Origin of the sequence: Proteus sp. PR00224 (assembly GCF_016238105.1) — a bacterium.
Taxonomy (GTDB): domain Bacteria; phylum Pseudomonadota; class Gammaproteobacteria; order Enterobacterales; family Enterobacteriaceae; genus Proteus.
Genome location: NZ_JAEHQU010000009.1, coordinates 78772 through 93105, shown reverse-complemented (window position 1 = coordinate 93105; position 14334 = coordinate 78772). Strand labels below are relative to the sequence as shown.

Sequence of the window (14334 nt, the reverse complement as noted above, 5' to 3'; positions counted from 1 at the left end):
TTCCTCTAAGATTGATTCTAAATTATCGGTTATAAATATCGTTATTATCCTTGAGGAAAATAACGATGTTGGTTATCAAGAAAGATATATCCATGATCTTCTTGTAATGTTGCTTTATTTTTCAACATAGGATTGCTTATATTTTCACGGTAAAAAATAAATTTTCTGCCAAAAATAGCCGTTTGTTTTTTGATATAAGTATCCAGTTTTTCTTTGTTACTGATATTTAATGCATCATCAAAAATAAAGGTTAATCCGTTATTTTTTTCTTCAATGGTATAACCTATTGTTTTAGTTAGCTCAAATTCATTTATATCATTAATAATGTTGGGTATTGATATTCCTTTAATGGTTGGCTGGCAATTTTTTGAAAAATCAGAATTGATATTATTGATTATTTTTAATTTTTCAGTTTCATTATGATAAAAAAAACTAACAATAGGTTTGAATTTATCTTTAAAAATTATATGTATTTTTTGATGATTATTACCGGTAGATAAGTTTTTTATTTTTTCCAGATAGATAATTTTATTTTCTAATGTATTTTCTATTTTTGACGTCGGGTATAAATTATCATAAATGCAATAATATCCATTTTTTCCTTGATATCCTTTAAAATTTAAACTTTTTGATAAAGTTGGAATAATTTTTTCTTCTGTCGGTCTCTTTATATAAAAAACTAATGCTATAAAGAATAGTGTTATTAATATTAATAATAAAAGATTTTTTTTATTTATGATGCCTGTTTTTTTCTTTTTTTTAAAATCAAATGATGCGAAAGATAAATCATTTTTATCACTAATGAAAAAGATAGGCGTATCATTGCTATATATTGGACTATCGACTTTCAACGAATATTCTTTATCGATTTCTTTTTGTATTAAGCTACTTTCAATTCTATATTTATTATTTTCACTATTATCTTCATCAAGTATAATAGCGAGCTTTTTCTCATCTTCCTGTTTATCACAAGGGATATAAAGTATGGTTTTATCATTTTCTTCTTTGTTTTCAATGTATTCTTTATTATATAAGAATAATGAATAGCGATTGGGTGGTAGAGGAATGATTGTTCCTTTTAATGGGCCACTGAGGATGTAAATATAATAAAGCATGGATTTAGCCTAATGATAAATTGTTATTAATTCATAATATAAATATAGTTTAGCCAAACGAGCATAAAAATTCTTTTAAAAAAAGCACATGTTTTTTATTTGATAGTGGTATTGATATTTTACTATCACTTTTTTTAAATAATAAACAGAAAAAATTTGTTATTCATCTTTATAGTTAATAATAGGTGATATTATTGTAAGATTATATAAAGTAAAACCATAAAAATGAGTTAGCTAAAAGTTTATTATCTTTAATTTTTTAAATTTACGATAAGTATAAGTCGAGGTATTTGCTATGTTAATAAATGATATAAAAATAAGTGGCGATAAAAATATATTGCTGGGGAATTCATTGTTCTTTTGCATTCCTTTAAATAATGATTTCCCAGTAAAAATATATGATGAAAAAACGACTAAAATTATAAAAGGAAAGGCTTTTATTTATAATGCAAAAAATGAAGATGTTATTTTTCAATCTGAAAATCAGTCATGGAAAATTGAGAAATGTTCATTTTTTATTTGTGCGAGGTTATTGGCGTTTATTGATTATGCTCGTGATTTTTCAAAAATGACAGCAATAGGATCTGAATTTGATATTAATCAACAGATTTTTTATATAGAAGATACTAATAAATCTCTAGAATACGTATTAATAAATGAAGCAATAAAAACAGAAAGTCAATTAGAGCCTTTATTTGTCACGATAAGACACAGTGAAAGTTATTGGCTTATTTTGCATCTCATTAGCTATTTAGATGAGAAGAAAAGTAATATTGCACAAATCGGAGAGCGATATGGAGTATCAGGTACACATTTTAGACGACTATGTAAACGTTATTTAGGTAATTGTGGAAAAAGTCAATTGCGTTCATGGCGTGCAGCATCTTCAATTTTAACCACGCTATCAACCGATGAATCATTGACACAAATTGCAGTCGATAATGGGTTTAGTTCAGCGTCTCATTTCTCTAATGAAATTAAGACATTATTTGGTATTACGCCAACAGAATTTCGCCGAATTGGTCAGCATCTTTATGAAAATAAAAAATAAGATTTATTGTGCTATTGGGCTAGCACTTTGCTGCAGTTTGTCTTTTCAAACTCAAGCTGTACAAGGAAAAGTTATTTATACACATCAGGTGAAAAAACCTGATGTTTTTATTGCGGTTGATACGCGAGTAGAACAATTCTTTCTTGTGTTATCAGATAAACTAAATAAACCTTTTATTCTGAGTAATGCGGTAAAAAAGGAAAGAGTAACTGGAAATTTTGATATTTCCTCACCAGAAGAAGCATTTGAATTGATGATAAAACGCTTGTCATTACTCTATTTTAATGATGGAAAATCAATTTATATTTATGAGAACAGTGAGATCCTACAAGAGCTATTTCAGGTACAAAATATAGGTTTAATCGAGCTAAAAGAATATTTACAAGATGTGGGATTATATGATCCTCGTTATCCACTGCGAGCAGGTCGTGATCAACGCACTTTTTATATTTCTGGTCCCCCTGTCTATATTCGGTTGGTTAAAGCGGCGGCTGAGTTTTTAGATAATGATGTGCAAGAGCAAATTAATGAAAATATAAATAATCAAGTACCAACGGGAAGTTCTCGTTATGGTGATGAGTTTGTACAAATATTTCCATTAAAAAACACTTTTGTACAAGACCGAGCTTACACTTTACGTGATGAAAAAATTGTTTTACCTGGTATCACTTCTGTTTTACAGCAACTATTTATGTCTTCTGAGGGAATCAAAAGAACAGCAATAGAGCCTAGCCGTAATATAGAAAATGACAATGCACAGCAAGATGATGAAACGATAAATAGCATTCAAGAAGCTAATGCTCCTATTATGACCAAAATGGGACAATACAATGTCGAATTAGTCCCTTTACCGGGCTCAAATAGTCTTTTAGTTAAAACGAGCCGAGAAGGTTTAGCGCTGATTGGTTCGCTGATTACTCAATTAGATAAACCGAAAAGGCAAGTTGAACTGTCACTATGGATAATCGATATTTCTAAAAATAAAGCCGATAGTTTAGGGGTTAATTGGCAGGCGAGTTATGGCTCGAGTAAAGGTACTTTCTTTTTTAATACGGCAAGTTTAAGTGCAGCATCTGGTTTGAGTTTCTTAGGAAAAATCAAAGCATTGAGTGAAGATGGTGAAGCACAAATGGTGTCTCGTCCTATTTTATTAACTCAAGAAAATACACCTGCTATTTTTGATAACAACACCACTTTTTATACACAAATAAAAGGCGAACGCGTTGCTTCATTAGAATCAACAACGTTTGGTACGATGATCAGTGTATTACCTCGCATTGGTAATTTGAATAAAGATATTGAGATGATCATTAATCTTGAAGATGGTGCTGAGAAAAAAGATGAGAATGGTGATGATGAAAGTGTTGAAAAATTACCGGTTATAAACCGTACAAACATTAGTACTGTTGCCCGTGTTTCTGAAGGTGGAAGTTTATTAATTGGTGGATATACACGCGAAGATAATGTGAAAGCTGAGAATAGCGTTCCTTTTTTAAGCACTATTCCTTTAATTGGCCGAGCATTTAGTTATCAATCTGAGAATAACAAAAAAATGATCCGTATTTTTATGTTGCAACCTCGATTATTAGAAAATTCGGATACTGAAGATTTTGGATCTTTAATTGAAAATCCATTTCAACCGATTGATAAAAAAACATCTCAAGCATTAAAACAACTTCAAGCCTTTATGAGGTAGCACTATGATCGGGCCAATTAATACCTCTACTTCCACAAATTTAGCAAACAACAGTATTGGTAAAAAAAGCCAACAAGAAACAGAATATAAACAACCAAAAATAAATGAAAGTCAAAACTATCAAAATCAATTAATCGAGATATCTGATGATATGTCTATGGTTGCAACACTGTTTTCTCAACGCTTTGGTCAATCATTAGATAAAAAAGCAAATAGAGGGCAAAGCACATTATATATTGCAGAAGAGGGGGCAGATAAGAAACTCGATAAAGTCATGATGTTATTTAGAAAATCAGGGCGAAGTTTGCAAGAATTGCTCAGTTATTTACGTAAAATGTTCCCTGATGAAAGTGATCTCGTGATGGTTTTACGAGAATTACTTAGAAAAAAAAAGTTAGGTGCACAATTAGATGCAGGTATTGAGAATGAGATAAACCGTTTACTTGAGGGGGAGAATGGAAAGCAAATTAGAGCTGGTATTAATATTGCGCTTCAGGCTAAAACATTTGCAAAGTTACTTTCTCTCAATGCTCAGACATTAAGAGATCTTTATCGTAGTTTTATTAACCTTGATTTTGAACCTATTTATTTTTTTAAGATGTGGGTAGAAGAGTATGACATTAAACAATGCACAATTATTTTGAGTTTTTTAACACAAAGCTTGATTTGTGATATGCAATCATTAATGCCCAGTTGTTCTCAAAGTTCAGAGTTTGGTTATTTTCTAGACCGTGTTAATAAGTTACGGACTTTATGTAGCTTTATCGAAATCAATATAGAAAAACTAGAAAAACAAGATTTAAAAAATACAATAACAGATAAAGAGCTGTATCAATTGGTTTTTCATGGAATGACATTTCCAGAAGAAATGGAAAAATATTTAATATCTCTTTTAGAAAATAAATGGATAGATTATTTAGTTAATATAAAAATGAAATTATTACAAGGAATAAAAACGATATTTAATAACTATCCAGAGTCATTATATTTATCTTATGAATTTAGAGATGAATGCCAAATAATCATACAAAAACTTATAGATAATTACCTTCGATTAGAACAATATCAACAAAGAAAATAAACAAAAAATAATTTATGGATAATTTCTATGATTTATAGATTCCTATTGGCAATAAAAAATAGACCAGAACTAATCGTATTATCGGTTATGATTTTGGTTATTATGATGTTAATTATACCTTTGCCAACATATATTGTGGATTTCCTTATTGGATTGAATATTACTATTTCTCTTCTTATTTTTATGAGTTCATTTTATATTACTCGAATATTGAACTTCATGACCTTTCCAGCATTATTACTGATTACGACACTTTTTCGTCTTGCTCTTTCTATTAGTACAAGTCGATTAATCTTATTGGATGCGGATGCTGGTGAAATTATTACTTCATTTGGTGAGTTTGTTATTGGTGAAAATTTAGTGGTAGGTTTTGTTGTTTTCTCAATTGTGACTATTGTGCAATTTTTGGTAATTACTAAAGGTTCTGAACGTGTTGCAGAAGTTGCGGCGCGTTTTTCTTTGGATGGTATGCCCGGAAAACAAATGAGTATTGATGCTGATTTAAAATCTGGGATCATTACTAATGAAGAAGTGAAAATAAGAAGAAAAGAATTAGGTCAAGAAAGTCAATTATATGGCTCCTTCGATGGTGCAATGAAATTTATTAAAGGCGATGCAATTGCGGGCATTGTCATTATTTTTGTTAACTTAATTGGGGGAATTTCTGTCGGTATGGCGCAAATGGATCTCTCAATTTCACAAGCGTTACATACTTATACACTTTTGACCATTGGTGATGGGCTTGTTGCTCAAATTCCTGCATTGCTGATTTCTATCAGTGCGGGTTTTATTGTTACGCGCGTTGGTGGTGAAAATAATAATCTTGGTTTTAGCATAATGAATGAATTGTTAGCTCAAGATTTTGCGTTGTTAGTAACTGCAATCCTTGCCTTTGTTATTGGTTTTTTACCTGGTTTTCCAACCCCTGTTTTTCTTATTTTATCGGTAATATTAGGAGGCTATTTCTTTAAAAAACAATGGAAAAGTAAGAAAAAAGAAGCCTCTACAGAAAGTGGGGATGAAAAAAATGAAGATGATGCTTCAGATCCTGATAGTAAAAAAGGCATTATTTCAAATCTATTTTCAAATAAAAATGAATCAGACGATGAAAATAGTTTATTAACTGAGAATATTACCTTATCTCAAGCAGAAACATTACCTTTAATTATTACGGTTTCCGCTAAGAAGAAAGCGTATCTTTCAAAACTAGTTTTTGAAAAATGGTTGAAAAAAGAATTTATTTTACAATACGGTGTGTTGCTTCCCGATATTGTTATTCATTATTCGGATAAAATTGATGAAAATAAAATTATTATCTTAATAAACGAAGTTAAGGCGGATGAATTTGATTGTCCTTTCCCCTTTGTTTATGTTGAAAATCCTAATGATGAACTTTTTTCTTTAGATTTTAAAATGATAGAGATTAAGGATAATGATGTTATCCATTATTGGATTAATAAGAATGATACAGATAAATTAACATCGTTAGGTTATAAAGTAGAATTGCCAGAAATCTATTTTTATAGAAAATTTTCCAACTTGATTACATTGAATATTGTTGAATTTCTTGGAATACAAGAGACAAAAAATATTCTTGATAAAATAGAGGAAAATTCACCTGAACTTTTGAAAGAGTGTTATAGACAAGTCTCTATTCAACGAATTAATGATGTTTTACAACGCCTAGTACAAGAAAAAATTCCTATTAGAAATATAAAAACAATAATAGGAGGTTTAGTACAATGGGGAAGTAGAGAAAAGGACCCTGTACTTTTAACTGAACATATCCGATCACTGCTTTCACGTTATATTAGCCACTTTTTTTCAAAAGATGGAAAATTTAATGTAATTATTTTATCTCATAATGTAGAAGAGATTATTCGTAGTGGAATAAGGCAAAGTTCTTCGGGAACATTTTTAAATTTAGAACCTGCGGAGCTTGATATGATAATAGAAAAAATATCTACTGCTATTGATGAGATTAAATATATTCAAGATTATGTGTTTTTAACAGCAATAGATATAAGGCGATTTGTTAAAAAACTAATAGAAACACAATATCCACAGCTATCTGTATTGTCTTATGATGAAATTACATCTGATATTGAAATTAACGTTTTACAATCTATTTAGGAGAGATTATGTCTTTTGATCTAGCAAGTTTAATTATGGATGCCATGAATGTAATTGGACGCAATGATTTATTCTCAGAGGGAAAATCTGTTGATAATCATTCAACAATAACAATTAGTTTAGGCGATATGCCTGATATTAATTTATTGGTTGTTGATGAGGTTCCTATGATCTGGTCTGTGCTTGGTGAATATGATGAAAATTTATTATCACAATGCAGTACATCATTATTATTAACCAGTATTAATAATCAAATGGAGAGTTTTTATCCGGGGCAGCCTGCTTTAGTGAAAGTAGAATCTGAATTAGAACTACGTGCCTCATTTATGCCCATTGCTTTACAAAATGGTGAATCAATGGCGAAAGCGATTGATGAATATTTCCAAATGATGAATAGCGTTCATCAACAGTTTATTGGGTAAAAAATGAATAACACATTTTCAATATTTCATCACGCGGCTCATCCTATGCGAATACAAGGTAATATTCTTGAAGTCATGCTACGTGATGTATTTATTGGAGAAATTTGTCTATTAAAAGATCCCATCATTAATGGTCAAATTATTGGTGAAGCGATAGTGATTGGTTTCCGTAATGGTATTACGATTTTAAGTATGATGGGAAGTTCGCAAGGTTATTCTTTGCAAATAATCGTAGTACCGACGGGAAATGCTTTTTCAGTCGCTTTAAGCCCTAATGTTTTAGGGAGTATGATTGATATTAAAGGTAACTATTTATTACGCTTTAGTAATAAAAAAATGGAAGAAGAAAACTTCTATTCATATTTACCTATTGATGGTCATCCTCCCTTATTTAGTGAAAGACGACCTATCACTACAATTTTTGAATCAGGTGTTCGTGCAGTTGATGGATTATTAAGTTGTGGATTAGGGCAACGAATGGGAATTTTTGCCAGTGCAGGAACGGGTAAAACAATGCTTATGAATATGTTTATCCGTTTTTCTCAAGCCGATGTTTTTGTTATCGGGTTAATTGGTGAAAGAGGGCGTGAAATCACAGAGTTTGTCGAGGAATTAAAAGCAGATAAACGATGCGAAAAAACAGTATTAATTTGCTCAACTTCAGATCAACCCGCAATAGAGCGTTGTAACGCAGCATTAGTTGCCACCACAGTTGCTGAATACTTCCGAGAACAAGGCAAGAATGTCGTATTATTTATTGACTCAATGACACGTTATTGTCGAGCTTTAAGGGATGTCGCTCTTACGGCTGGCGAACTTCCTGTTCGTAAAGGTTATCCTGCTTCTGTCTTTGATAAATTACCCGCGATCCTAGAAAGACCTGGAGTGACTGAAAAAGGTTCAATCACGGCATTTTACACTGTCTTGCTTGAAAGTGATGATGAACCAGATGCCATAGGAGAAGAAATTCGTTCTATTTTAGATGGACATATCTATCTTTCACGAAAAATTGCCGCTTCGGGTCATTATCCTGCGATTGATATTTTAGGCAGTGTGAGCCGTATTTTTCAGCAAATAACCCATGTTGAGCAACAAAAAGCAGCATTGAAAATAAGACAAATATTGATGCGTTTACAGGATATTAAATTATTACAAGAGGTGGGTGAATATCGTGTAGGTGAAAATGAATTAAACGATCTTGCTGTAAATAAACAATCAGCAATAGAGGCGTTTCTTGTTCAATCCTTCAAAGAAAAAGCCGATTTTCAACAAACTTTGAACCAACTTTATGCGCTTACCTCTTAATCAACAGGTATTGATGAATGCTATTGCTAAGCGCCAGCAAAGAATAGAAAGAGAGCAACAAAAGCATCAACAGTTAATAAAAGAGGCTGAAGATAAGAAAAAAGAACAAATGCGATTAGCTTCTGCGCTAGAAAATGAAATCCCTATGTATGAAAGAGTGGGGCATTATTCAACGCTTTCGTTAAATCAACAAAAACGTAAACAAGCTATTGTCTTAGCGTCATTGAATATTTCCATTACTCAAATTAAGGAAATAGAGTATCAATTAGATAAATTAAAAAAAGGAAGTCTAAAGTTACAAAAAGAAAGGGAAGTGGTGATCAAAAAACAAAAGAAAATGAAGCTTTATCTTGAAAGAAAAGCATTAAAAAAAGAGTTATATATTGAAAGATTAGAACAGAACGAAATACAGGAGATGGTATTGTATGATATTAATAAAGACAGATAATGTTATCTTAAATACAAATTTATCAAATGAAAGAATTAGTGAAAATAAGTCTGTTTTTTCTAAAAAATCATCACTTTCTTCTACTGATTTAGAATTATCAATGACTGATAATGAGAGTGTTTCTTCTGAAAATGTCAGTAAGATAAAACAAAAACTAGATGACTTTTATCATCTAAATCATAAGGATGATATTGACCTAAAAAGTCATCTAAAAATAAATTCCAATAAAACAAAAACTAAAGACGAAAAGGATAAAAAGGATGAAACCGATTTTTTAAATTTAGAAGGATTATTATTAACACAAAGGAAAATATATTCACAAATTTGCGTTCATGCAAAGCAAGTGAAAATAGAAAAAAAATCACTATCTAATCATGAAAGTAAAAAAATACCTGTTTCTCATAAGATAACGGTAGAGAGTAATTTAAAAGTTACGAATGATCTTAAATCAAGTAAAGACATAAGTGTTGGTGTTTCTGATGGCAAAAAGGAAAATAAATTAGATATTAATGGGGCAGGTTTGCTTGATGAAAGGAAAGTCGTCAATCAGAAAGTAAAAAGTGTAGAGAAAAATAAAGTTATTAATCATAATGTAGAAGAAATAGATAATAAAATTAAAACTCATAAATTTATCAAGAACAATGAAAAACAAGTAGAAAACAACATAGAGAACAATACAGAGAATAAACAGTATTCCTATGGGGAAGAACGCTCTTTTTCTAAAGATAATACTGCATTTAAAATAAAAGAGAATACATTGGGTATTCAAAATGACCTAATAGAAAAATCAGATCATTCAGCCCATAAAAATAGTCATTCAAAGAGTAATGAAATAGAGAAAAATAGTCTTTCATTTAATACTGAAAAACGAAATTCGAATATAGATAAATTGGATGAAAAAAAAGTAAAAGAAGAAGTTAGTAATATATCTATATTTAATAATATAAAGCCAGAATATCAACAGAAAATACAAGAACCCTTAATTGATAAAAAACTGCTTGATATACCCGCTTTAAGTCTTCTTTATAAAGAAGTATCAAAGATGACTCAACCTCCTAGTATTACTTATGTTTTTAAAAAATGGGGAAGTGAGCTTCATCAGATGAAAGTTAATTTTGATATCAATAAAAAGATCGAATTGATTGCTTCTACTGGACGCGTTTATCAGTCCTCTTTAGACAATTTTAATCAATACCAAGGACGATTAGCGCTTTCATTAGAAAATGATAATTCTCATTGGCAGATTAATGCAATTGATCCTTCCAATGATAAAGAAGATGAAAAATGATCTTATCAGATGTTAAAGAAAGTATTACTCAAGATCAAAATAGCGATTCAATGAATATTCTATCTTCTTTATACGAAGCACAATTGCCGATCACTTCTGCTTATTATTTTAAAATAAAAGGTAAAAATACATTAGGTTCATTTACAGGGCTTATTGCCGTTAACCAAGTCATGGATAGCCTGTATTCTGAAAAAAAAATAGATTGGGAGCAGGTTCCAGAAGCTTATCTTCGCGTTCTATTCTCACAGAAATGTTCACAATTATTGTTTCCTTTTTCGAAAGAAGAGATGTCAGTAGCGGTAGAAAATATCTGTTTAGGAGAGCAAAAAGAAGTTAGCTATCCCGTTGTAAATACCTCAATAGGAGATGTATTTATTTGCTCTTTTGAGGGGCATTATGAATGGATGTTATCTTCAAAAAATAAAATAAATGCTATTGCTCAATTCCAGCTTGGTAATAGCAAAATGACCGTTTCGTTATTAAAAACCCTTTCTTTGGGGGATATTGTGTTGATTGATAGCATTGATTCTTCACTTATTATTGGTGAAAAAAAATGGATGCGTTATCAATGGCAAGAAGGAGAAAACACGGTGGTTTTAGATGAAGAGTTACTAGCTAATGAGGTAGAGGAAGAAGCATTAATTGAAGATATTGATACAAATACAGCGACACAAGAAAATGAGGATTTAAAATCAATTGGTACTATTCCCATCACCTTGTCTTTTTTACTCGCAAGTAAAGTATTATCTATTGAAGAAATTGAAAAACTAGCCCCAGGACAACAAATTATATTACCTGATAATGCTTCACGACAGATTACATTAGTTGTTAATGGTGTTGCTATTGCTCAAGGGGAATTAATTAAAGTGGGTGAGCGATTAGCTGTAGAAATTCAACGTTCCCATTTACAGCAAGATTAAATATATGGAAAGCTCAACGACGCTCATTTTAACGTTAGCACTAGCAACATTAGCTCCTTTTATTATTGCTGCCGGAACCTGCTACTTAAAATTCTCTATCGTACTTGTGATGACTCGTAATGCTTTAGGTGTTCAGCAAGTGCCTTCTAATATGGTACTCAATGCGATTGCATTAATGATGGCTTTGTTTGTTATGACACCAATAGCAAAAAATACCTATCATTATCTTATTGAAAACCCGGTTGATATAACTTCTCCTGATTCTTTTGAGCGATTTTCTGACGATGCATTAGGGGAATATAAACAATATTTATACAAATATTCTGATCCTGAGTTATTAGATTTTTTTGAACAAGCACAAGGAAACCGACCTGATAGCTATGGCGAGAAAGAAAATATAGAAAAATCGTTGTTATCACTGCTTCCCGCATATGCATTAAGTGAAATAAAGTCTGCTTTTATTATTGGTTTTTATCTTTATCTACCTTTTATTGTTATTGATTTAGTTGTTTCTTGTATTTTATTAGCGCTGGGGATGATGATGATGAGCCCAGTCACATTATCAGTGCCGTTAAAATTAATTTTATTTATCGCTATGGATGGTTGGACTCTCTTAGCTAAAGGACTAATTAATCAATATCTTGAACTCATGGCGGTAAGGTAATGGATATGGTTTATGCGGCTAATAAAGCCGTTTATTTAGTGATATTACTTTCAGCGGGACCTATTGCCATTGCGACATTTATTGGATTGGCGATTGGCTTATTACAGACCATTACACAAATCCAAGAACAAACATTACCTTTTGGTGTAAAACTTGTTGGTGTTTTTGTTTGCTTATTAGTCACTATGGGTTGGATGGGCGATAAAATATTAGTGTATGCAAAAGAGATGATGACGTTAGGATTAGCAGGATAAATAATATGTTAATACTGCTAGGGTATATACAGACTTATTTAATCGATCTTTTTTTACTTGTTGCAAGATTATTTCCTATCTTTCTTTTTATTCCTTTTTTAAATAGTCGAGTTCTTAATAGCCAATTATTAAAATATATTATTATTTTTTATATTGCTATGGGAATTAGACCCAGCATTATTATTACAGATGAAGTAAGAAATATATGGGGAATTATATTATTAAGTGAATTACTTCTTGGCGTTTTAATAGGGCTTCTTTTTGCTACTCCATTTTGGATCGCGTCTGCATTTGGCGAGTTTGTGGATAACCAACGAGGGGCGAGTATTGGGGATACTATTAACCCAACTACGGGAATTGAGTCTTCTGAATTCGCTTCATTAACGGGTTTATTTTGCGCTGCCTATTTTTTATCGACAGGTGGCCTAACCTTATTGATGACTACGATAAAAGATAGCTATGATGTATTTCCCATTGGTTATTTTAACAAAGAAATTGGTTATTCTTTTATTGGGCACTGGCTTAATAGTATGATTCATACTGCGCTTGTTTTAGTCTCACCCGTACTGATTATTATGTTTTTAAGTGAAGTTGCACTGGGTGTTTATTCTCTATTTTGTCCTCAACTAAATGCATTTTCACTGTCATTATGTATAAAAGGAATTATTGCCTTTATATCATTACTTCTTTTCTTTACTTCGGCGATGACCACAGAACTTTATGCATTTTTTAATAATAGATACTTTTATACGATCTTTATGAGTATTTATCATGGCTGAAAAAACAGAAAAACCCACTCAGAAAAAACTCGATGACTCTGCAAAAAAAGGGCAAAGTTTTAAGAGTAAAGAGTTAACGTCAGGACTTGTTTATCTTATCGGTGTTATGTATTTATTTCATCAAGTTGATTTAGGTGAATTTAGTCGTTTTTATCAATCTCTTTTACTTCATCCAACAAATATTACCTTAAAGAGTTACGTCGATGTGATATCAAAACTATTCTTTGATATTGTTTTGCCGATACTTGTTGTTGCTTTTTTATCTGGTGCTATTCCTTCTTTATTTAATTCGCGTTTTAAACTTGCAACTGAAGCTATTAAGATTGATCTTAATCATATCAATCCAATTTCAGGATTTAAAAAAATATTTAGTATAAGAACAATAAAAGATTTATTAAAAACATTATTATTTATAGTTATATTTTTAATTACTTGTTATGTTTTTATTATTTTACATGGTAAGGAAATATTTATATTATACCGCTCTGATTTAAATGTTGTTGTTGATAAATGGTGTTCACTCGTCGTTAATTTTGTATTTATATTTTTTATTCTTTCAATACCTATTCTTATTTTAAATATTATTGCTGATTTCTTTATCTTTATGAAAGATATGATGATGGAAAAACATGAAGTTAAGCAAGAATATAAAAATATGGAAGGCGATCCAGAAATAAAATCAACTCGTCGACAGTTTCATCAAGAATTGCTTGATGAACCGATGAAAAAAGTAATTCGAGATTCATCTGCTGTTATTGTCAATCCAACCCATGTGGCTGTTGGTATCTATTTTGATCCTGATAATGGCATTATGCCTTTAGTTTCATTGAGCTGTATTAATGATAAAGCATTGGCGGTGAAAGCTTATGCTAAAAAAGTAGGAACACCAGTTGTTCGTTATCCTGAACTGGCGAGAAAAATTTATCATAAATATCATTTATTTGATGTAATGATAGATCAAGATTTATTAGATGTTATGGATATTCTTATTTGGCTTAAGAAAATAGAAATTGAAGGATTATTAAGAGAAGAAATGGACTATATAAATTAGTAATAAATCAACCTAGCGCATATATATTTTAATTATAAAAATAATGTATTTATTTTTATAAATATAGGCGTGTGTTTTATTAAAGTAATTAATTAATGATTAAATTAGAATTTCATTATTAATTATT

General features: G+C 30.7%; 14 protein-coding genes. 13 read left to right on the top strand and 1 reads right to left on the bottom strand.

Annotated elements, in window-relative coordinates:
- Window positions 1-44: 44 nt before the first annotated feature.
- Window positions 45-1115 (bottom strand): hypothetical protein, encoded by a 1071-nt coding sequence (locus JEP71_RS14765; RefSeq protein ID WP_198620584.1) that lies wholly within the window; start codon window positions 1113-1115, stop codon window positions 45-47.
- A 295-nt stretch (window positions 1116-1410) separates the two neighbouring features.
- Between JEP71_RS14765 and JEP71_RS14760 the strand changes: the two genes are divergently transcribed.
- From JEP71_RS14760 to JEP71_RS14700, 13 genes are read left to right on the top strand one after another with little or no spacing between them, the layout of a single operon-like run.
- Complete coding sequence (locus JEP71_RS14760; protein WP_198620583.1) at window positions 1411-2166, top strand: helix-turn-helix domain-containing protein; 756 nt, start codon at window positions 1411-1413, stop codon at window positions 2164-2166.
- A complete protein-coding gene (gene sctC / locus JEP71_RS14755) occupies window positions 2150-3862 on the top strand; it encodes a type III secretion system outer membrane ring subunit SctC (protein ID WP_198626478.1) in 1713 nt (570 codons plus the stop codon). The genes JEP71_RS14760 and sctC overlap by 17 nt, the downstream gene beginning before the upstream one ends.
- A 4-nt stretch (window positions 3863-3866) precedes the next feature.
- Window positions 3867-4943: a type III secretion system gatekeeper subunit SctW gene (sctW, locus tag JEP71_RS14750; RefSeq protein WP_198620581.1), complete on the top strand. Its 1077-nt coding sequence runs from the start codon at window positions 3867-3869 to the stop codon at window positions 4941-4943.
- 27 nt (window positions 4944-4970) lie between these two features.
- Window positions 4971-7076 (top strand): EscV/YscV/HrcV family type III secretion system export apparatus protein, encoded by a 2106-nt coding sequence (locus tag JEP71_RS14745; protein ID WP_198620580.1) that lies wholly within the window; start codon window positions 4971-4973, stop codon window positions 7074-7076.
- A gap of 8 nt (window positions 7077-7084) precedes the next feature.
- Complete coding sequence (locus tag JEP71_RS14740) at window positions 7085-7498, top strand: type III secretion protein (RefSeq protein ID WP_196532927.1); 414 nt, start codon at window positions 7085-7087, stop codon at window positions 7496-7498.
- A 3-nt stretch (window positions 7499-7501) separates the two neighbouring features.
- Window positions 7502-8803 (top strand): type III secretion system ATPase SctN, encoded by a 1302-nt coding sequence (sctN, locus tag JEP71_RS14735; protein ID WP_198620579.1) that lies wholly within the window; start codon window positions 7502-7504, stop codon window positions 8801-8803.
- Window positions 8787-9251 carry a type III secretion protein gene (locus JEP71_RS14730; protein WP_198620578.1) on the top strand — a complete coding sequence of 155 codons (465 nt, stop codon included), beginning with the start codon at window positions 8787-8789 and terminating at the stop codon, window positions 9249-9251. The genes sctN and JEP71_RS14730 overlap by 17 nt, the downstream gene beginning before the upstream one ends.
- On the top strand, window positions 9229-10539 hold the full coding sequence (locus tag JEP71_RS14725; RefSeq protein ID WP_198626477.1) for a hypothetical protein: 1311 nt from the start codon (window positions 9229-9231) through the stop codon (window positions 10537-10539). Before JEP71_RS14730 ends, JEP71_RS14725 begins: the two co-directional genes overlap by 23 nt.
- Entirely contained in the window at window positions 10536-11459 is a 924-nt protein-coding gene (locus tag JEP71_RS14720; RefSeq protein WP_198626476.1) for a FliM/FliN family flagellar motor switch protein, read from the top strand. The genes JEP71_RS14725 and JEP71_RS14720 overlap by 4 nt, the downstream gene beginning before the upstream one ends.
- 4 nt (window positions 11460-11463) lie before the next feature.
- Window positions 11464-12123 (top strand): EscR/YscR/HrcR family type III secretion system export apparatus protein, encoded by a 660-nt coding sequence (locus tag JEP71_RS14715; protein ID WP_198626475.1) that lies wholly within the window; start codon window positions 11464-11466, stop codon window positions 12121-12123.
- Window positions 12123-12377, top strand: coding sequence for a type III secretion system export apparatus subunit SctS (gene sctS, locus JEP71_RS14710; protein ID WP_196532920.1), 255 nt, complete (start codon window positions 12123-12125; stop codon window positions 12375-12377). The genes JEP71_RS14715 and sctS overlap by 1 nt, the downstream gene beginning before the upstream one ends.
- Window positions 12378-12382: 5 nt before the next feature.
- Window positions 12383-13156, top strand: a complete 774-nt coding sequence (sctT, locus tag JEP71_RS14705; RefSeq protein ID WP_198620574.1) for a type III secretion system export apparatus subunit SctT — start codon at window positions 12383-12385, stop codon at window positions 13154-13156.
- Window positions 13149-14207, top strand: a complete 1059-nt coding sequence (locus tag JEP71_RS14700) for an EscU/YscU/HrcU family type III secretion system export apparatus switch protein (RefSeq protein ID WP_198626474.1) — start codon at window positions 13149-13151, stop codon at window positions 14205-14207. Before sctT ends, JEP71_RS14700 begins: the two co-directional genes overlap by 8 nt.
- The last annotated feature ends 127 nt before the right edge of the window (window positions 14208-14334 follow it).